This is a genomic window from Streptomyces sp. NPDC006463, from assembly GCF_042870715.1.
Classification (GTDB): Bacteria; Actinomycetota; Actinomycetes; order Streptomycetales; family Streptomycetaceae; genus Streptomyces.
In genome coordinates this window covers 745,277-765,049 of record NZ_JBIAHP010000001.1, presented here as the reverse complement: position 1 = coordinate 765,049, position 19,773 = coordinate 745,277, and the positions used below count along the sequence as shown (strand labels likewise).

12 protein-coding genes are annotated in these 19,773 nt (G+C 71.9%); 3 read left to right on the top strand and 9 right to left on the bottom strand.

The features are described 5' to 3' along the window. From xdhB to ACFYOB_RS03640, 5 genes are all read right to left on the bottom strand, one after another. Positions 1-2,397: a xanthine dehydrogenase molybdopterin binding subunit gene (gene xdhB, locus ACFYOB_RS03660; protein ID WP_388553900.1), complete on the bottom strand. Its 2,397-nt coding sequence runs from the start codon at positions 2,395-2,397 to the stop codon at positions 1-3. Further along, on the bottom strand, positions 2,394-3,875 hold the full coding sequence (locus tag ACFYOB_RS03655) for a xanthine dehydrogenase small subunit (protein ID WP_388554058.1): 1,482 nt from the start codon (positions 3,873-3,875) through the stop codon (positions 2,394-2,396). Before ACFYOB_RS03655 ends, xdhB begins: the two co-directional genes overlap by 4 nt. A gap of 484 nt (positions 3,876-4,359) precedes the next feature. Beyond that, on the bottom strand, positions 4,360-5,724 hold the full coding sequence (locus ACFYOB_RS03650) for a carotenoid oxygenase family protein (protein WP_388553897.1): 1,365 nt from the start codon (positions 5,722-5,724) through the stop codon (positions 4,360-4,362). Positions 5,725-5,794: 70 nt separating this feature from the next. Next, positions 5,795-7,288, bottom strand: coding sequence for an MFS transporter (locus ACFYOB_RS03645; RefSeq protein ID WP_388553894.1), 1,494 nt, complete (start codon positions 7,286-7,288; stop codon positions 5,795-5,797). Between the two features lie 185 nt (positions 7,289-7,473). Beyond that, entirely contained in the window at positions 7,474-9,474 is a 2,001-nt protein-coding gene (locus ACFYOB_RS03640) for an ATP-binding protein (RefSeq protein WP_388553892.1), read from the bottom strand. A 577-nt stretch (positions 9,475-10,051) separates the two neighbouring features. On the opposite strand from ACFYOB_RS03640, the gene ACFYOB_RS03635 reads away from it, so the two are divergent. Further along, positions 10,052-12,535: a SpoIIE family protein phosphatase gene (locus tag ACFYOB_RS03635; RefSeq protein WP_388553889.1), complete on the top strand. Its 2,484-nt coding sequence runs from the start codon at positions 10,052-10,054 to the stop codon at positions 12,533-12,535. 34 nt (positions 12,536-12,569) lie between these two features. On the opposite strand, the gene ACFYOB_RS03630 is transcribed toward ACFYOB_RS03635, so the two are convergent. Both ACFYOB_RS03630 and ACFYOB_RS03625 read right to left on the bottom strand, forming a co-directional pair. Continuing rightward, entirely contained in the window at positions 12,570-13,055 is a 486-nt protein-coding gene (locus ACFYOB_RS03630) for a hypothetical protein (RefSeq protein ID WP_388553886.1), read from the bottom strand. Further along, the gene (locus tag ACFYOB_RS03625) at positions 13,052-14,317 is read right to left on the bottom strand and encodes a molybdopterin-dependent oxidoreductase (RefSeq protein WP_388553883.1); all 1,266 of its coding nucleotides are present in this window, start codon (positions 14,315-14,317) and stop codon (positions 13,052-13,054) included. Before ACFYOB_RS03625 ends, ACFYOB_RS03630 begins: the two co-directional genes overlap by 4 nt. Before the next feature lie 227 nt (positions 14,318-14,544). On the opposite strand from ACFYOB_RS03625, the gene ACFYOB_RS03620 reads away from it, so the two are divergent. Then, positions 14,545-15,744, top strand: coding sequence for a molybdopterin molybdotransferase MoeA (locus tag ACFYOB_RS03620; protein WP_388553880.1), 1,200 nt, complete (start codon positions 14,545-14,547; stop codon positions 15,742-15,744). Between the two features lie 52 nt (positions 15,745-15,796). Here ACFYOB_RS03620 and ACFYOB_RS03615 read toward each other — a convergent pair whose 3' ends face one another. Together ACFYOB_RS03615 and ACFYOB_RS03610 are read right to left on the bottom strand one after the other, a co-directional pair. Beyond that, the gene (locus tag ACFYOB_RS03615; protein ID WP_388553877.1) at positions 15,797-16,594 is read right to left on the bottom strand and encodes a VOC family protein; all 798 of its coding nucleotides are present in this window, start codon (positions 16,592-16,594) and stop codon (positions 15,797-15,799) included. Between the two features lie 97 nt (positions 16,595-16,691). After that, positions 16,692-18,374 (bottom strand): ABC-F family ATP-binding cassette domain-containing protein, encoded by a 1,683-nt coding sequence (locus tag ACFYOB_RS03610; RefSeq protein WP_388553875.1) that lies wholly within the window; start codon positions 18,372-18,374, stop codon positions 16,692-16,694. Between the two features lie 285 nt (positions 18,375-18,659). Between ACFYOB_RS03610 and ACFYOB_RS03605 the strand changes: the two genes are divergently transcribed. After that, positions 18,660-19,685 (top strand): phytase, encoded by a 1,026-nt coding sequence (locus ACFYOB_RS03605; protein WP_388553872.1) that lies wholly within the window; start codon positions 18,660-18,662, stop codon positions 19,683-19,685. The last annotated feature ends 88 nt before the right edge of the window (positions 19,686-19,773 follow it).

Sequence of the window (19,773 nt, the reverse complement as noted above, 5' to 3'; positions counted from 1 at the left end):
TCAGGCACCACTCAACGCTTTTGCGTCGGTTCGGACCTGGCCGATGTCGGCATGACCGTTCTGGGAGGCAGCGCCCCGGCGGGCCTCCTCGATCGCCCAGTACACCGCTTCCGGCGTCGCAGGCGAGGCCAACTCGACGCTGACCCCGCTCGGCCCGAACGCGGCGGCCGCCTGCCGCAGCGCCTCTCGCACCGAGAACGCCAGCATCAGCGGAGGCTCACCCACTGCCTTGGACCCGTACACGGCGCCCTCTTCGGTGGCGTTCTCCATCAGCATGACGTTGAACTCCTCGGGCATCTCGGAGAAGCTCGGCAGCTTGTAGGTACTCGCGGCCTGGGTCAGCAGCCGGCCGCGGTTCGGCCCGTCACTGGTGTCCCACCGCATGTCTTCGAGCGTCAGCCAGCCCGCGCCCTGCACGAAGCCGCCCTCGACCTGACCGATGTCGATCATCGGGGACAGGCTGTCGCCGACATCGTGCACGATGTCCACGCGCCGGATGCGGTACGCGCCGGTGAAGCCGTCCACCTCCACCTCGGCCGCGGCGGCGCCGTAGGAGAAGTACTTGAACGGCGAGCCCTGGAACGCCTTCGCGTCCCAGTGCAGACCCTCGGTCCGGTAGTAACCGGACGCCGACAACTGGACCCGCTGGAAGTACGCGGTGCGCACCAGGTCGTCCCAGGCCAGTTCCTTGTCGCTGCCGAGGCCGCGTGCGACGCCCTCGACGATGCGCACGTCCGAGGCGTTCGTACCCAGCTGGGTGCCGGCCACTTGGAGCAGCCGCTCGCGAATCTGCTCGCAGGCGTTCTTCACCGCGGCACCGTTGAGGTCCGCACCGGAACTGGCGGCGGTGGCAGAGGTGTTGGGCACCTTGTCGGTCCGCGTCGGGGCCAGCCGCACCTTGTGCAGCGGGATGCCCAGCGTGGTCGCGGCCACCTGCAGCATCTTGGTGTGCAGGCCCTGGCCCATCTCGGTGCCGCCGTGGTTGATCAGGACGGAACCGTCCTTGTAGACCAGCACCAGCGCACCGGCCTGGTTGAAGGCGGTGAGGTTGAACGAGATGCCGAACTTGATGCCGGTGATCGCGAGCGCCCGCTTGGTGTTCGGGTGCGCGGCGTTGTAGGCCGCGATCTCCCGCTTGCGGTCGGCGATGCCCCCGTTGTCCAGAACCTGGTTCCAGACGGCGGAGATCCGTTCGGGGTGCCCGACCGTCTGACCGTACGGCGTCGCCTGGCCCTGCTGGTAGAAGTTGCGCTCCCGCAGCTCCATCGGATCCAGGCCGAGCAGCGGCGCGCACCGGCCCATGATGTCTTCGATGACCAGCATGCCCTGCGGTCCGCCGAAGCCGCGGAAGGCGGTGTTGGAGACCTTGTTGGTCTTGGCGATGCGACCGGCGATGCGCGCGTTGGGAATCCAGTACGTGTTGTCGATGTGGCACAGCGCACGGGCCACCACGGGCTCGGAGAGGTCCAGGCTCCAGCCGCCGTCGCCGGTCAGCGTGGCGTCCAGGGCCCGGATACGGCCGTCGGCGTCGAAGCCGATCTTCCACTGGGCGTGGAAGCCGTGGCGCTTGCCGGACATGGTCAGGTCCTGGGTGCGGTTGAGCCGTACCCGGACCGGCCGGCCGGTCAGCTTGGCGCCGAGCGCGGCGATGGCCGCGAACCCGTGCGGCTGCATTTCCTTGCCGCCGAAGCCGCCGCCCATCCGCAGACACTGCACGGTCACCTCGTGGCTGTGCAGACCGAGCACATGCGCGACGATTTCCTGGGTCTCCGAGGGGTGCTGGGTGCTGCTCTGGATGAACACCTGCTCGGCCTCGTCGATGTGGGCCAGGGCGGCGTGCGTCTCCAGGTAGAAGTGCTCCTGGTCGGAGAACTGGAACTCGCCGGTGAACACGTGCGCGGAGTCGGCGAATCCGGCGTCGACGTCGCCGGTCACCATCAGGGGCCGAGCGCCGTGGAAGCTCTCGACCGCGATGGCGTCCTGCAGCGTGACCACGGAGGGCAGTTCGTCGAGTTCCACCTCGACGGCCGCCGCACCGAGCCGGGCCGCCTCCAGGGTCTCGCCGAGCACCCAGGCGACCGCATGGCCGTAGAACATGACCTCGTCGGGGAAGAGCGGCTCGTCGTGCTTCATTCCGGCGTCGTTGACACCGGGCACGTCGGCACCGGTCAGCACGCGGACCACGCCCGGCACGGCGAGCGCGGGCTCGGTACGCAGCGCGATGATCCTGCCGTGCGCCTTCATGACCTGGACCGGGTAGGCGTGCAGGACGTCCTTGGTGCGGTGGACCAGGTCGTCGGTGTACAGCGCGGTGCCGGTGACGTGCAGGGTGGCACTCTCGTGCGGCATCGAGACGCCTACGACAGGCTTCTCAGGGCGTTCGGACAAATGGCTCATGACGACACCGCCTCAGTGGTTTGCGCGTACAGCTTCAGCAGGCTCTGGCCCAGCATCGCGGAACGGTAGAGCGAGCTGGCGCGATGATCGCTCATCGGCGTGCCCTCGCCCCGCAGCTCCCGGGCCGCGGCCTCGACGGTCTCCGTCGACCACGGCTTGCCCTCCAGGGCCGCCTCGGTGGCGAAGGAACGGATCGGGGTGGCGGCCACGCCGCCGAGGCCGATGCGTGCCTTGCGGACGATCCCGTCCTCGATGTCGAGCGCGAAAGCGACCGCCACGCTGGAGATGTCGTCGAAGCGCCGCTTGGCGATCTTGTGGAAGGCCACGACCGGCGACAGCGGCAGCGGGATGCGTACCGAGCGGATCAGCTCGCCGGGACGCCGCACGCTCTGCCGGTAGCCGGTGAAGTAGTCCGCCAGCGGGACCTCGCGCTCACCGTCGGCGTCGGCGAGCACCACCGTTGCCTCCAGCGCGAGCAGCACCGGCGGGCTGTCACCGATGGGCGAGCCGGTACCCAGGTTGCCGCCGAGGGTCGCACCGTTGCGGATGAGCCGGGACGCGAACTGCGGGAACAGATCTGCCAGCAGCGGCACGTCGCCGTCGAGACGGCGTTCGATCTCGGTGAGCGTCAGCGCCGCACCGATCTCGATGTGGTCGGCTTCGACCCGCAGCTCCCGCAGCTCGGACAGCCGGTCGATACCGACCACGCAATCGGCCCGTCGGGAACGGATGTTCACCTCGACGCCCCAGTCGGTGGAGCCGGCGACCACCACCGCGTCGGGCCGCTCGCGCAGCAACCGCAGCGTTTCGGCCAGGGTGTTCTTCCGCAGGAACGTGCTGTCGTCCTGGGTGTATTCGGTGGCGACCGGTGCGGGCGGGGACTGCTCGCGACGCTGCGCCAGCGGGTCCTCGTCCGTGGGCGCACCGACGGCGAACGCGGCATCGCGGATCGGGCGGTAGCCGGTGCACCGGCACAGGTTTCCGCTCAGCGAGTGCAGATCGAAACCGTTCGGACCGTGCTCGGCGTCGGCACTGTCGGCCGAGTCCGTGCCGTCGCCCGACTCCGCGTGCGCGCAGCGGTCGGGCCGGTAGTACTCGGCGGCCATGCTGCAGATGAATCCCGGGGTGCAGTATCCGCACTGGGAGCCGCCACGGACCGCCATCTCCTCCTGCACCGGGTGCAGGGTGGCCGGTGTGCCGGGCTCGCCGGGGGTGGCGAGACCCTCGGAGGTGATGATCTCCTGACCGTCGAGCGCCGCGGCCGGGACCAGGCAGGCGTTGACCGCCACCCAGTCGGTGGGCTTGTTCACTCCGGGGCGGGCCACCAGGATCGAACAGGCGCCGCACTCACCCTCGGCGCAGCCCTCCTTGGTTCCGGTGAGGCCACGCTCGCGCAGGAAATCAAGCGCTGTGGTGTGGGGCGCAGCCGGTGAAATCGGTGCTTCTTTCCCGTTGACCGTGATCCGCGCCGCTACCATGGCAGGCCTTCGTTTCCGTGCGTGATCGGTCGATGCGTCATGTTCGCCAATTTCAGGCAGCTTTCTGTGTTCAGGCGCGCCACGCGGGGGAGGAGCGGGCGCAGAAAGGCACGCAACAGCGACGTGCCGGAAGGTGGTGACGGGAAACCCGGAAAGTGCCACGAACGGGCACATGACGTGCCACGAACGGGCACATCAGAACGGCGTGCTAGCTGCCGTGCGCGATCCGACCCGGAACCCAGACCGTGCACTGGGCGAGGCGACCAAGATCAGAGCTGGTGTACATCCGTCGGTCGCCTCCTTCCGGTCGTTATGGGTCGACAATTACCGCAAGCTAGTGGCTCAGGCCACACAGGTCAAGAGATTGACCCCGGTGTCTCGCGAACCGATCGGATCCGAGGCCGGGGGAGGTCGGAGCTGCAGCGGTGCCGGCCCGCGAATGTCTCGCGGGCCGGCAGGGGCGGGTCTCCTCGACGTCGCCGCGTCAGCCCTCGGTGCCCTCCAGGGCGGTGTCGGGGATCCAGGAGCCGTGGAGTCCGGCGCTCACCCGGTGGGGCAGGTGGACGGTGGCGATGTGGTCGAGGCCGGAGGCGTCGAGGACCAGCAATTGCGAGGCATCCTGCTTGAGGTCGGAGACGACGGTCAGGAGGTAGCCGTCGTCCTCGCCCGCGGCCCCGGCCGCGGGGACGAAGACCGCTTCGCCGGGCATGCGGGCGTCACCGACCTGGCGAATGCGGCGGGCGCCGGTGGTTCGGTCGTACTTGACGACGCCGTAGCCGCCGAAGCCCTTCTCGTCGGGGAACGAGATGGCGTACTGGTAGCGGTTCTCGGCGCCCAGGTAGCCCTCGTTGAGGGTGGGGAACTCCACCGCGAGGTCGTCGATGATCTGCTCGTCGACGGTACCGGAGGCCATGTCGACCACCCAGCGGCGTGTGTAGGAGCGGGCGACGGGCTCGGTACCCCGCCCGGGAGCGCCGACCCACCAGTTCCAGGACAGCCGGAATCCCTCGCGGTCCACGGTGGGGCCTTCCAGGACGATGCGGCCCTGGCCGTCCTCGTAGGCGTTGGCGACGTGGAGCATGTTGCCCGGTTCGATGGAGAACCAGCGGGTGCGGCCGGCGCCGTCGCTGCCGCGCGGCATGACGCCGATGCGCGACAGCTGCTGGTCGCTCCAGCCGTAGGGGATGCCGGAGCGCTCGGTCGGGTCGAAGGTGACGTTGCCCTCGACGAAGACCACGTGGTTACGGGTGAGGGCGAAGTCGTGCTTGAGGGAGGCGGTCGCACCCGGGACCTCGGCGCTGTCGACGATCTCGCCCTTGGCATCGGCGACGTAGTACGTCAGGAACGGCGGGAACGGGGAGGATCCGAAGAAGTGCAGCTCCCCCGTCACCGGGTCCTCCTTGGGGTGCGCGGTCATCGCGGTCCGCAGCTTGCCGCGGAAGTCGTGCGCTCCGACCGTCTCCAGCTCCGGGGTGAGTTCGAAGGGGAGGTTCGCCTCGCACAGGGCGAGGAGGCGACCGCCGTGTTCGATGACGTGGGTGCCGGCGGCGCTGGCCGTCAGGTCGGGGCCCTTCTCCGTCATGTACGGGGCACCCTCCAGGGCGGGGGTGTGCACCCAGCGGTTGCGGTACCACTCCGCCCGGCCCTCGCGCAGCCGGATCCCGTGGACCATGCCGCTGCCCTTGAACCAGTGCGTCGGGGTGACCCCGGGCTTGGGGTTGTGGCCGTTGCGCAGCAGCCGGCCGGTCAGCTCGGTGGGCAGGGCGCCCTCGACGGTGAGGCCGGTGGCGGTGATCTCGTCGGTGACGGGGGTGAAGTGACCGGTCAGGTACGGCTTGTCGGCAGTCATGGCAGGAGACTTCCTTCGGTTGGTCCGATGATTTCGAAAGATGTGCCGGTGGTGCGGCTGATCCAGGGGTTCAGCCGGTCCGAGAGGGGCGGGGGGAGGTTTTCGGGTCGGAGGCCGGGCGGGTGGAGGCGGTTGCGGTGCGCGGGCCGGCGCGGCGGCGGGCGAGGAACAGTGCGAGGAGCGCGGTGGCGGCCAGGACCGAGGCCGAGACCGTGAAGGCGGTGCGGTAGCCGGCGGTGAGCGCCTCCAGGCGCGGCTGGTGGACGGCGGCGTGTGCGGTGACGGAACCGGCCAGGGTCGCCAGTGCGGCGAGGCCGATCGCACCTCCGACCTGGCGGGTGGTGTTCACCAGGCCGCCGGCCAGCCCCGCGTCCTGCGGCGGGACGCCTTCCACGGCGAGCGCGGTGAGCTGGACGAAGGCGATGCTCAGACCCAGACCGACCAGGATGCTCGGACCGAGCACGTCCGTGACGTAGCTGCCGTGGGCGCTGATCCGGGACAGCCACAGCAGGCCCGCGGCCTCGGTGAACAGGGCCGCGGTCAACGCCGTGGCGGCGCCGATGCGCCGGGAGATCCGGGGTGCCAGGGCCGCGCCGAGCATATTGGCCGCGGCGAGGGGGAGTTGACCGGCTCCGGTGACCAGGGGATCCGACCCGAGGACCTGTTGCTGGTAGAGCGGCAGGAAGAAGAACAGCGCGATCCACACGGACCCCAGCAGTGCCATCAGCAGGTTGCCCGCGGCGACCCGGCCGGTGGTGAACAGGCGTGGCGGTATCAGCGCGTTCGGTCGGCGCAGCTCGATCACGGTGAAGGCCGCGAGCAGCGCGGCGGCGACGACGAGCGCGCCCAGCACCCGGGCGTCCGTCCAGCCGGCGCCGCGTGCGGTCGTCAGTCCCCAGACCAGGCAGGTCAGGGCGACGGTGACGACGACGGTGCCCAGCAGGTCGAACCGCCCGGTCGTCCGAACGGCCGTCCGTGGCACCAGCACCACCACGGCGACCAGGACCAGTGCAGTCCCGAGCGCCACCGAATGGAAGATCCAGGGCCAGCCCCAGGCCCGGGTCAAGGCACCACCCAGCAGGACGCCGCCCGCCCCTCCCGCACCGGAGACCGCGCCCCACACCCCCAGTGCTCTGCCCCGCCCGGGTCCGGGCGGGAACAGGTCCATCGCCAGGGCGAGCGCGGCCGGGGCGATGGCCGCGGCACCGAGGCCCTGAACGGCACGCGCCGCGATGAGCACGTTCGCGGAGGCGGCCAGTCCCGCCGGCAGCGAGGCCACGGCGAACAGCGCGAGACCGAGGACCAGCACCCGACGGCGCCCGAGGAGATCGGCCGCCCGGCCGCCCGCCAGGAGCAGTGCCCCGAACGCCAGGCCGTAGGCGTTGACCACCCAGGTGGTTCCGCCGTCCGACAGACCCACCCCGGCGCCGATCTGCGGAAGAGCCACATTCACGATCGAAGTGGCGAGCATGACCGTGAACTGGGCTGCGGCGAGCGCCGCGAGCGCGGCTCTCGGCCGAGGTGCGGGCGGCGCGAGGGCGGTCCGTGCGCGTGGGAGGTTCATGGCGCACAGACTCGTGCGGGACGCTGTCCACTTTCCAGGCTGAAAACGGGCCGGGACTGTCCAGTCCTGTCCGCACCCGTCCATCGGCCGCGCGCAGCCGTGTGTCGGCGGACGGTACGGACGCCGAGCTCCGGAGCGCATCGCGTCAGGGCAGCCCGCGTCCGCCGTACCGGGAAGGGCGCCGGCTACGAACCCTTGACGGGGCCGTGCAGTTCCCGCTGCCACAGGGCCTCGCACAGCAGGTCGAGGCCCTGGCGCAGGTGGCGCCGGTAGGTGCCGTACGGAAGGCCGAGACGGCGGGCCGCTGCTTCCTGGGTGGGCGCACCGGAGAAGTAGCCCGCCGTCAGGGCCTCGCGGGCCCGTACGCCGCGCGGGTCCTGGGCGAGGTCGTCGACAGCCTGGCGCAGCAAGGCGCGCAACTCCTCGACGGGCTCACCGAGGTCGGCCGCGAGACGGGCGCGCATCAGCGCACCGGCGGCGAAGGCGCCCGCATCGCGCCAGTGCGTCAGCGCTTCCCGCACGGCCTGGTCGAACGCGGCGCGCGACACGGGCGAGGGTTCCGACCGGACGGGTACCTCGGTGGCCGACATGAAGCGGCGGAGCCAGATCTCCACGGGTTCCCGGCGCCAGTCGACGCTGAACAGCCCGTAGGTGTGCTCACCGACTCGCGGTCGTGCCCCGGTATCGCTGAGCGTGCCCTTGACGCGCTCGGCCCAGGTCTCGGCGTCCTGGAAGACGGCGAAGCCGTAGGCGCGGCCGCGGGCACGGGCGGATTCCGCCTGGGCGCGGGAACTGCTCAGGTCGATGACGCGCGAGGGCACCTGGTAGCGCTCCGGGTAGACCGAGAAGCGGCTTATGCCGATGTGTTCGCCGGGGCTCACCGGAGCGGTGGTTTCGGTGTGCTTCCACGCTGCGGCGACGACGGGATCGGTGGCCAGGTCCTGGGGGTCGGGAGGGGCCGGCAGAGCCAGTCGGGCCGTGAACGCCACGATGCGGCCCGTGCTCACGAGGCGGTAGACGCTGAAGGCCTGCGGCTGGCGCTGCGCCCAGTAGCGGACCAGTTCCGCGGAAGCCGCCCCTTCGGTTTCCGTCGCCATGCGCAGCACGACGGCGAGGTCGCCCGGGTGCAGCGGGCGGTCGTGCACCTCGTCCTCGCGGGACCAGGTGCGCGTTCGCGCCAGGGTCTCGCCCTCCCGGAAGAGGTAGAAGAGCTCGTCGGTGACGGTCCACACCCGCTCCTCGGGTGCCTCGCGCAGTACGCGCAGGTACTCCTCCGCCAGGCGCCGGCGCATCGCGGCGAAGGCCGTGGGCGCCCGCCATCGCAGGTCGGCGGCCAGGGTCTCGCGTGCGGCGTCGTGGGGGTGGAGCCCACGGTGCGTGGACTCCATGAAGGGCAGGTCCCTCAGCCAGGAGAAGAGGAGGTGGGCGTCTTCCTCGGGCAGCACCGCGGAGAGGAGTTCCTCGGAGGTCGCGTACGCCTGTGCCGCCACCTCCAGGGCGCGGCGGTGAGCCGCGGTGGGCACCTCACCGATCAACCCCGCCAGCAGGGTGCGCAGGATGTCCGCCGAGGGGGCCCAGACCTCCTCCTCGCCGCACCCCGTCGACCCCGCGGCTGCCGCGAGCGACAGGGCCAGTGGGTTGCCTCCGGCGAATCGCAGTACCCGGCTGCGCAGCTCGGGGCGGAGCTGCGCTGCGGCCAGCAGGCTCCGCGCCTGATCGTCGGAGAACGGCTCCAGTTCGGTCACGTCCAGGAGTCCGGCCCAGGCGGGGTCGGCGGCCCACTGCGGCTGCGGTGCGAGCCGGCCGGCCAGGACGACCAGGGTGCCGTCCGCGGCACGGGGCAGGAAGTGTTGCCACAGCCAGCTCTCCAGCCACTGGCAACGCTCGAAGGAGTCCACGACCAGGACCGTGCCGGGAACCTCCAGGAGAGGACCGGCCGCGCGCTCGAAATCGGCCGGGTCCCGGCTGACGAAGCGGCCGTCCAGTTCGACGAGCCGTCGTCCCGCCGCACGAGCGTGGTCCGCCAGACGACGCAGCAGTGTCGACTTCCCGATGCCGCCCGGCCCGTACACGTAGAACGCGAACGGCGCCTGCGGATCGCCGGCCAAAGCCTCCCCGAATCGCGCGAGTTGCTCGTCCCGGCCGATGAAGGCCCGAACCCGCGCCGTGCTGAGTCTTTCTCCCACGGACACCATGGCGGCTCCCGATTCCCCTTGTCCCGGCGCCGGACAGCCCGTGCCCGGAGGCACCGCGCACCGGTGCCCGCCTCATGAAGACGGTCACGAGGCACGTGTGGTGCCGGTCCGGCCCCTCCTTCTTTCGCCCGGCGGGGTAGGGCGTCAGCCGTGGCCGGTGCCGCCCGCGTGGACGGGAGTGAAGTCCGGGGACAGGGAGGCGGGACCGCGGGTGTACAGGCCGGTCTCCCGGTAGTGGAAGCCGGGGCTGTAGCGGACTGGTCCAGCAGGGGCAGGAGCATGCCGGCGACGGTCTCGATCTCGGCGCGTGCGAAGGCGGCGCCGACGCACTGGTGGAGTCCGGTACCGAAGGCGAGGTGCTGGGCGGCGGCGGTGAAGGAGCGGGCGGTGCCCAGGCCTGGTTCTCGCGGGCACCGCCCGTTCAGCCCCCCAGACCCCCACCGCCTTGATCGCCGTACGCTGGCCGTGGCCGCTCCCGCCCCGTGACCGCTCGATCCGCGCAGCGCAGGCGGCACCGGCCGCTCCGGCCCGTGTTCCGACTCGCCCGAACGGTCCCGGGCGCGACAGCATGGAGGGAGGGCGGTCGGCCGGAGGTCCTCGGGAGGAGGCGATACGGACAGTGACCAGACATCGCTTTGCGTTCTGCGGGGCTGAGCTCGCCGCTGTCTACGTGGTCGCCGACCAGAACAGGGAGCTCCATCTGGCCGAGCTGACCGGAAACCGCGGCGTCCTCTACGGACTGCCCGCGATCCTCGCCGTGGCCGGCCATTCACCCGCCGCCAATGCGTTCCGCTCCGGCCGCCCGCTGTGGCTGACTCCCAAGGAACTCGCCACGTTCATCGAGGATGATCCCCACCACTTCCCCACCCGGGTCCGGGACGGTGCCCCCAACTCGCCCGCCAAGATCTCGCTGGGCGCGCTGCCACTGGGACACGGCGACCAGGAGCTCGGGTGCCTGATCGTCGCCGGCGACGTCGGGGACGGCTTCAGCGCCGACGACCGCAGCCTTCTGGAGCTCTACGCCGATCAGGTGGCCGCCGGACTCGAATCGGTCGCCGCTCGCTTCGCCGGGCGCAAAGCCCCGCAGTCACATCTGGGTCAGTCCCTCGTGCCCCACCAAGGCGGCGCGTTCATCCTGGAACTGGGCACCGGCCGAATGGAGGCCCACGCGCACGTGCTGGAACTGCTCGGTCTGCCTCCCGAGCAGTTCGACGGGCAGGTGGAGACCCTGCTCGCCTGCGCCGTCCCCGACGACATGCCGGCACTGATGGCGATCGTGGAGCCGGACCGGCTGGGCGCCGCAGGGCAGCAGCTGGCGTTCCGTATCCGCCGCCCGAACGGCGAGCTGCGCTGGCTGGGGCTGCGCTGCCGTGTGGAGGTGGACTCCGATGGCACACCGCAGCGCGTCCTGGGCGTGGTGGCCGATGCCACCTATCTGCGCCCCAGCGCCGACGAGGTCTCCCTCGTGCAGCGGCTGTCGGCCACGCTGGCGGGAGCGGCGACCATCCGGGAGGTCAGCCGACTGGTGGTCGCCGCCCTGCGCGAGCCGCTCGGCGCCTCCCGGGTCGCGGTCGGTGAACTGGAGCCCGAGCGGCTCATCGTCACCGCCCTCGACCCTCCGGACCCGGATGCCTGGCCCGAGGTCTGGCGCTCGGAATGGCGGTCCGAGTGGCCCGACGTGTCGCTCAGCGGCCTGCCCACCCTGCAGAGCGCGCTGCGTGGGGGGCACATGAGTCTGTGGCCGCCGGGCGCGGCTCTGGAGCCTGGTCTCCTGGGCGTCGGGCCCGGTGGTCTCGCGGTGCTGCCGCTTCCCGCCGAAGGCAGGATCGTCGGGGTGTGTCTGGTGGGGTGGGACGCGGAGCACCGGTTCGGACCGGAGGAGCGGTCGCTGCTCACGGCGACCGCGGGGCTGGTGGGGCAGGCTCTGGTACGCGCCCACGGACTGGACGCGAGCCGCGAACTCGCCACCATGCTCCAGCGCAGTCTGCTCCCCCGTAAGCTCCCGGAGCTGCCGGGCGGGGTGGCTGTCGCCCGTTACCTGCCCGCGACGGCGGGACTTGAGGTCGGCGGCGACTGGTACGACGTCATCCCGCTCGGCGACGGTCATGTGGCGTTCGTCATCGGGGACGTACAGGGGCACAGCGCGGGAGCCGCCACCATCATGGGCCAGATGCGTACGGCGGTCAGGGCCTACGCGGTGGAGGGCCACCCGCCCGATGTGGTGGTCGCGCGGGCCAACCGTCTGCTCGTCGGCATGGAGACCGATCTGTTCGCCACCTGCGGGTATGTGGACCTGGACATGGAGGAGGGCATCGCCAGGGTCGTACGGGCCGGCCACCTGCCGCCGATACTGCGCCATCCCGACGGCGTCGCCGAGGAGATGGCGGTCGAGGGCGGGCCCCCACTGGGCGTGCTCGCAGAAGCCGAATTCCCCATGACCGAGGTGGGGCTGCTCCCCGGAACCCTGCTCGTTCTGCTGACGGACGGCCTGGTCGAGTCCGCCAGGCTGCCTCTGGAGGAGGGCATGCGGCGGGTGTGTGACGTGCTCGCCGCGGCCGACCCGGTCGATGCCGGAGGGGTGGCCGACGAGTTGGTCTTGGGTGTGGGCCGTCGCGACGACGACGTGGCGTTGCTGTTGCTGCGCTACGACGGCACGCAGGGCAGGCCCATGCGGAGCCACTGGACGGTGTGGCGGCTGCCCAAGGCGGTCTTGCACGCGCGCCGCTTCACCGCACGCACCCTGCGCTCCTGGGGAGTGGTGGAGGAACTCGACGCGGCTCTGCTGGTCGTGTCCGAGCTGGTCACCAACGCCATCGCGCACACCCAGGGCGAGGTGGGGATGGATCTGACCCTGTCGACGGACCGGCTGCGGATCGCAGTGAACGACGCGTCGCCGCGCAGCCCCGTCAAACCGGTGTCGGTGAGCTGGGAGTCGACCGGCGGCCGCGGGCTGCTCATCGTCGAGGCGACTTCGATGGCCTGGGGCTCGGTGCCGCTCAGCGGCGGCAAGCAGGTGTGGGCCGAGATCCCCTGGCGCCGCGCGAGCGGCTGACGCAGGGGGCGGCGGCCTCTGTCCCCCGCCGTGATCACGACCGGGTGCCGGGGCGGCGGCTCCGGTGCCAGGTCCGTACGACCAGGACCACTGCCGAGGCCGCGAACAGGGCCGCGGTGATCAGCATCCACCGGGCCAGGAAGCCGTCCGCCGGGAGGGCGGTCGCGGCCGTGAAGTGCCCGACCTGGCGGAAGACCAGCGGCCACCAGACCAGCAGCAGGACACCGGAGACGAACGCGGGCACACGGACGTAGTTCACGCTCACCCGTGGCGCGGGCCGGTCGTCATCCCGGCCGTGGGTGAACAGTGCCTGCACCGCCCGGTCGGTCACCGCATACAGGGGAAGCAGTACCAGGTCGTGGAGGAGGGCCGCCCCGACGAACCAGATGGCCACGCCGAGCGTGTCCCCTTCGAACAGGCGCAGTCCGGCGTAGGCGGCGAGGGCGAAGGAGACCAGGACGAGGAGCAGGTGCAGCGGGGAGGCGCCGTAGCGGCGGCGGAAGACGGTCGAAGCGGTCATGCCGGTTCTCCGAACGTCAGACGGGTGACCCACTTGGTGTTGTGCACCCCGGGAGCCCCGGGGACGATGATCCGCGCCGGATAGCCGTGGTCGGGCGAGAGGACCGCTCCGTTGACCCGGACGGCCAGGAGCGAGCGGCTGTCGCGGACCTGGTTGTCGCGCAGCACGGCCGAACGGAACGAGCCGCCGCGCTGCACCGACTCCACCAGGACCTCGGGCGTGTGCCCGCCGAGCCCGACGGCGGCGGCCAGATCGGTGAGCCGGACCCCGCTCCACAGCTGGTCAGGGGTCGACCAGCCTTCCACACACGCGATCGGCAGGGCCGCCTCGCGCTGCGTCATGGCCAGCAGCTGCTCGTACGTCAGGTCGACCTGCTGTCCGGCGCCGCGTACGGTCAGCCGCCAGGCGGGACCGATGTCGCTGGGCCGGACGCCGACCGAGGCGGCGGTCTTGTTGACCTGGAAGCCGTTCGGGCCCGAGCCCGGGTCCCGGCCGTGCGGTGCCAGCAACGCCGTCTGCCGCCACCATCCGCCGATGCTCTGCCCCGCAGTGACCACCAGCAGGGTCATCGACCCGAGCCCGACCATGGCCACGGCGCCCCGGCGCGAGATGGTCGGCTCCGCAGGCCGCGGCGAGACCAGCCCGACCGCCTCCTCGGTACCCGCCGCGGGCTTTTGGAACCTGTGCCTGACGGCCCGCAGCGCCCTGGGCAGCCGGAAGGTCACGTGCACCACGAAGGCGCCGATGAACACCCAGGCCCCGTAGAAGTGCAGCGTGTAGAAGGAGCCGGGGAAGACGTAATGCAACTGGACGTTGAGGATGCCGGTGACGAACTCGAAGCCGACGCCGCCGACCAGCAGGATCAGCGACAAGCGGTCGAGGGCGTGGCTCGCCGAGCGGATCGGGGGCCACTCGAACAGCTTCGGAATGACCGACCACAGCTTCGCGAGCAGCACGGGCACCAGCACGATCCCCAGCGTCACGTGCACGCCTTGGGTCAGCCGGTAGAGCCAGGACGGGGAAGTCGGCCAGGAGAACAGGTAGAAGCCGAGCCATCCCTTGTCCGGAGTCTGGTCGTTGACCGCCGCCAGATCGGGGTTGTACGCCGCGTACGACAGCAGGCCCGTCACGAACAGCACCGTGATCCCGAACAGCAGGACGAGCCCGAACACCGCGGTGAACCACGGGCCCCGCAGGGGACTGCGCCAGAACTCCGGACGCGTCGGCCCCGGGGGAGGCCCCGCCCCCGCGGCCGAGTCCACGGCCTTCCGTAGCCGCGCCAGTGGACCTGGCCCGGGTTGCCTGCGGCGCGGCCGTCCGGCTGTCGGCGGTGGCACGTCATCCGGTTCTTCCTGCCCGACGCCACTCACACCCATCGGAAACCTCCACGTGGGGCTCACAGGGATCGGGTGCGGTGCGTGAGCAAGCTGGTCCACAACGGCAACCCGCCCCGCAGCCAACGGAAAAGCCATGGTCCCAGGCTGGTGCCATGCTTCTGACGACCGACACCACCACCGTGCACACCGCACCCGCTCAGGCGATGCCCTGGCAGCGGGCCCGGGAGCTGGCCCATGGAGCGCCGCTGCCGCTGGCCGCCCGCACGGTACCCCTGGCCGCGGCAACGGGGCTGACCCTGGCCGACGCCCTGCGGACCCACCACCCGCTCCCGGCGTTCGACACGGCAGCCATGGACGGCTACGCGGTGGCGGGCCAGGGGCCCTGGCGCATCAGGGGGACGGTCCGGGCCGGCACCGCCTGGGACGGACCTGTCGCGCCGGGAGAGGCAGTGGAGATCTCCACCGGGGCTCCGGTCCCGGCCGGTGCCTGCGCGGTCCTGCCACTGGAACTGGCGGGGGGAGGCGACGGCTGGGTGTCGGGACCCGCGCAGGCACCCGGCGAGCACATCCGGCGCGCCGGCGAGGACGCCCCGGTGGGGACGTGCCTCGCCCCGGCCGGCACCCGGGTCGGCCCGGCGCTGCTCGGGCTCGCCGCATCCTGCGGCTACGACGTGCTCCGGGTACGGCCCCGGCCCCGGGTCGGGATCCTCGTCACCGGTGACGAGCTGGACCGCGACGGCATGCCCGGCCCCGGGCGGATCCGGGACGCCCTGGGCCCGCTCCTGCCGCCACTGGTCACCGCTCTCGGTGGCGCGGCCGTCGGAGTGCAGCACGTCCCCGACCGCCCGGCCGTGCTGCTCGCCGAAGCCGTACACGGGCTGCGGGACACGGAGGTCGTCGTCGTCACGGGGTCCACCTCCGTCGGGACCACCGACCAGCTGAGGCAACTGCTGGGCGACGCCGACGCCCGGATGTCCGTCGACACGGTGGCCTGCCGGCCCGGACATCCGCAGCTGCTCGCGGGACTCGGATCAGGGCGGTGGGTGGTGGGTCTGCCGGGGAACCCGTACGCGGCACTCGTCGCCGCCCACACCCTCCTTGCCCCGCTGCTCGCCGGGCTGTCCGGCCGCAGCCTTCCGCCCTTGCCGCAGGTCCCGGTGCGCGGCGACGTACGGCCCGTCCCTGGTGTGGCGCGGCTGGTGCCGGTCGCCTGGGACGGCTCGGGCGCCCGCGTCGTCGGCGGCCACCGCGCGGCCTTCCTCCGCGGGGCGGCGGTGGGCGACGCCCTCGCCGTCATCACCGAGGGTTGGGCGGACGGAAACCCGGCCCCGCTGCTCCTCCTGGCCGGATGAGCGGTCCTGGGCGCCGGCGGACGCCGCCCCGGCCGCGCCCGGCCGGCCGGGCTCAGCTCTGGCTGGGGGTGAGCAGCACGAAGTCCGCGTTCGACGGGTCGAGGCAGACGGCCAGCCGGCCGACACCCTCGGCGTCCTCCGGCCCCATCTGCACGCTGCCACCGTTCTCGGTGACCCTGGCGACCGCGGCGTCGCAGTCGGTGACGTTGAAGACCGGGTGCCAGTACGGCCGTCCGCCGGACAGGGCGAGGTTCTCCTCGGGGAGTTCCATGAGGCCGCCGTGCATGCGCTCCTCGGGCAGCCCGGCGGGGGTGATGAGGCAGTACGTGCCCCCGCCGCCCGGCAGCGGCATGTCGCTGAACCGCCAGCCGAAGACACCGCCGTAGAACTCCTTCGCGGCCGCGGCGTCGCTCGTGTACAACTCGGTCCAGGACAGCGAGCCCGGCTCGTCCACCAGCTCGGCGCCCTTGTTCGTTCCCGGTTGCCAGACGGCGAACTGGCCTCCCAGCGGGTCGGTGTACTGCGCCATCCGGCCCCACTCGTCGAGGTCCCTGGGCGCCACCCGCACCGTGCCGCCGGCGTCCTCGACGGCCTGGGTCGTGGCGTCGGCGTCGGCGACGCTGTAGTAGATCATCCAAGCCGAGCGTGCGCCCCCCTCGGTGAGCTTTCCGAGCCCGGCGACGATCTTGCCGTCCTTCCGGAACATCCCGCCTTCCGTCTCCTCCCCCTCACCCATGGACTCGTAGTCCCACCCGAGTACGGCGCCGTAGAAGGCGGCGGCGGCACGGACGTCGGGGGCGCCGAGGTCGAGCCAGCAGGGGGAGCCCGGGACGAAGTCAGTGGTGATCATGGCGATTGCCTTCCGTGGACCGTGTATCACCTCAGCGTGACACCGGTCACTGACACTCGCCCCTCGACCGCTCCCGCACAGACGGCATCGTCCTGAGCTAGACGTGCCGTACCGACCCCGCCACCGGGGAACCCGCGCAGAGCTCCAGGCCGGGGCCGGCGAAGGTGGAGCGGAACCGGTGGTCGTGGGAGACCGCGACCACCGCGCCGCTGAAGGCGGCCAGGGCCTCCTCCAACTCCTCGACCAGTGCCGGCGACACGTGGTTGGTCGGCTCGTCCAGTACGAGGAGTCCGGCGGGCCGGGTCACGAGCCGGGCCAGTTCCAGCCGGCGGCGCTGGCCGACCGAGAGCGAGGCCACGGGTACGCGCAGGTCCTCCGCGCGGAACAGCCCGAGGCCGAGGAGCTGCTCTGCGTACTCCTCCGGGTCGCCGGGGCGTCCGGCCGCGAAGCCGTGCAGCAGTGGATGTCGGCCCGGATCGAAGGCGACCTCCTGCGGGAGGTAGCCGACCGACGTCCCGCACCGCACCGTGCCCTGGTCCGGTGTGAGGTCACCGGCGAGTACCCGCAGCAGCGTGGACTTGCCCGCCCCGTTGGGGCCCGAGACCAGCAGCCGGGCTCCCGGGCCGATCGCCAACTCCGGAACGTTCAGCCGCCCGCCGACGCGGACCGCGGCCAGTTCCGCCACGTACGGGGTGTCCTCCGGGAGGGCGGCGCCGTCCTCGTCGATCCGCGCGGTGAACCGAAGCGGATCGGGCGGCGCCGCGACCGGCTCCCGCAGCAGCTGGTCCAGATGCCGACGCGCTGCCCGGACCTGCCCGGACAGCTTGGCCTCGTGCGAGCGCCGGTGCTTGCCGAAGCCCTCCCGCGGGTCCTTGCCGGTGGTGGCGAGCCGGTGCCCTGCGGCGTCGACGAGGCGCCGCGTACGGGCGAGTTCGCCGACGTACTCCTGGTGGCGCTGCTCGCGTCCCCGACGGGCGGCGGCCCGGGCGGCCCGGTAGCCCGCCCAGCCGTCCCCGTACCGCGTGACGGTCCGCAGATCGCGGTCGACCTCCAGCACGGTCGTCGACACGGCCTCCACGAACGCGCGGTCATGCGTGATGACGACCGCCGTGCCCCGGTGCGCGCGGAGCCGCTCCGCCAGCCACGCCACGGCCGGTTCGTCGAGGTGGTTCGTCGGCTCGTCCAGCAGCAGCAGTTCCGGGGACGCGCCGAGTACGCAGGCGAGGGCGAGCCGGGACTGCTCGCCGCCGGACAGGGAGCCGAGGGTCCGCTCGCGGCCGATGTGCCCGATGCCGAGCACGTGCAGGGCCGCGTCGGTGCGGGCGTCGGCTGTGTAGCCGTCGCGGGCCTCGTACGCGGTGAGCAGGTCACCGTACGCGTCGAGCCCGGCGGGCCCGGTGTGGGCGAGCGCGGCCTCGGCGGCCCGGATGTCGGCCTCCAGCGTCCGCAGCTCGTGCAGGGCGGAATCGACGGCGTCCCGCACGGTGCGGTCCGGGCCGAGATCGAGGGTCTGCGCGAGGTGACCGATGCCGCCGGGGAAGCTGCGGGTGATCTGGCCGTGGTCCGGTGCCTCGACCCCGGCGATCAGCCGCATGAGGGTCGACTTGCCGGCACCGTTCTCGCCGATGACGGCGGCCTTCTCGCCGGGGCGCAGGGTGAAGGAGACCTGGTCGAGCACGACGCGGTCGCCGTAGGCCTTGCAGACGTCGGTGAGGGCGAGCTGCGAGACCGGTGTGGTGGAGGCGGCAGCGGTGGGAGCGGCAGGACTGGTGGAGTGCATGGGAATCCTCTGGGGCGTGGTACCTGCTTCCTGGCGAAGGGCAGCGCGAACCGGCTACGCAGTGGCCGTGTCCGGATCACGCAGCGGGGTCAGAGGAACAGGTAGTGCACGCACATGGGAACAGCCTACTGCGGTGCGAACCGTCTCGTCTTGTCGATTTCCACAGGTGGAGGGATGGGGGAGAAGGGGAGCCGGAGCACGGCGACCGGTTCAACTGCCGTTCACACCACGCTCGCCGGGCCTCCCTAACCTCCTCCTGTCCATCACCCGACCGAGGGGAATCCGGTGTCCTTCACCGTCTCTGTCCGCTCCGCCGCACTGCCCGCCGCCGTCCTGGCCGCCCTGGCCCTGCCTGCCGCTCCCGCGCAGGCGGCGGCCGTGTCCGTAACGGCCACCGTGGAGACCGCTCCGGTCTCGCACAGCGGCGACGCCGCCGACGACCCCGCGATCTGGGTCCACCCGACCGACCCCGCCAGATCGGTGGTCGTCGGTACGGACAAGAAGGGCGCGCTGGAGGTCTACGACATGACCGGCGCCCGGATCCAGCGGATCAGCGGAGACCACGGCAACAACGTGGACCTGCGCGGCAACATCGTGGTCTCGGCGGACGACGAGGCCGCGGGCGGCAACGGCGCCATGCACATCTACCGCATCGACCCGGCGACCCGGCAGCTCAAGTGGCTGCGGGACGTGCCCACCGAGGTCACCGCGCACGGCATCTGCCTCTACACCTCCCCGGCCTCCGGCAAGCTGTACGCCTTCCCCAACTCCACGTCCGGCCGCGTCGAACAGTGGGAACTCGCCGTCAGCGGCGACACCGTGACCGCGACCTCCGTGCGGCTGTGGGACGCGGGCTCCGCCGTCGAGGGCTGCTACGCGGACGAGACCACCGGCAAGCTCTACCTCGGCGAGGAGGACGTCGGCGTGTGGGTGTACGGCGCCGAGCCCACCGCCGGGACCGCGCGCACCAAGCTCGACTCGACCGGCTCCGGCGGCCACATCACCGCCGACGCCGAGGGCATCACGGCCGCCGGGAACCGGATCTACGTCTCCTCCCAGGGCAGCGACGACTTCACCGTGTACGACCGCACCACCCGCGCCTACCTCGGCCGCTTCTCCGTCTCGAACGGCGCCGCGGCCGACGACTGCGAGGACACCGACGGCATCGACGCCTCCGCCGCCAACCTAGGTCCGGCCTTCCCGCAGGGCGTCTTCATCTGCCAGGACGGCTCCAACGGGGCCCCCGGCACAAGCGGCAACCAGAACTTCAAGTTCGTCCCGCTCCAGCGCATCACGGCGCAGTTCGGCTGACCGTTACGACCCGCGGGACCGGCCGCAGGACGCCGTGGACCCGGCGCGCGGCCCCGGCTCCGCGGGCCCGCGCCCGGGCCCGGGGGGC

What these genes read in the sequence shown, in the direction of transcription:
- xdhB (WP_388553900.1), bottom strand. Translation starts at nt 2,397, where the DNA reads ATGAGCCATTTGTCCGAACGCCCTGAGAAGCCTGTCGTAGGCGTCTCG.
- ACFYOB_RS03655 (WP_388554058.1), bottom strand. Translation starts at nt 3,875, where the DNA reads ATGGTAGCGGCGCGGATCACGGTCAACGGGAAAGAAGCACCGATTTCA.
- ACFYOB_RS03650 (WP_388553897.1), bottom strand. Translation starts at nt 5,724, where the DNA reads ATGACTGCCGACAAGCCGTACCTGACCGGTCACTTCACCCCCGTCACC.
- ACFYOB_RS03645 (WP_388553894.1), bottom strand. Translation starts at nt 7,288, where the DNA reads ATGAACCTCCCACGCGCACGGACCGCCCTCGCGCCGCCCGCACCTCGG.
- ACFYOB_RS03635 (WP_388553889.1), top strand. Translation starts at nt 10,052, where the DNA reads ATGGAGGGAGGGCGGTCGGCCGGAGGTCCTCGGGAGGAGGCGATACGG.
- ACFYOB_RS03630 (WP_388553886.1), bottom strand. Translation starts at nt 13,055, where the DNA reads ATGACCGCTTCGACCGTCTTCCGCCGCCGCTACGGCGCCTCCCCGCTG.
- ACFYOB_RS03620 (WP_388553880.1), top strand. Translation starts at nt 14,545, where the DNA reads ATGCTTCTGACGACCGACACCACCACCGTGCACACCGCACCCGCTCAG.
- ACFYOB_RS03615 (WP_388553877.1), bottom strand. Translation starts at nt 16,594, where the DNA reads ATGATCACCACTGACTTCGTCCCGGGCTCCCCCTGCTGGCTCGACCTC.
- ACFYOB_RS03610 (WP_388553875.1), bottom strand. Translation starts at nt 18,374, where the DNA reads ATGCACTCCACCAGTCCTGCCGCTCCCACCGCTGCCGCCTCCACCACA.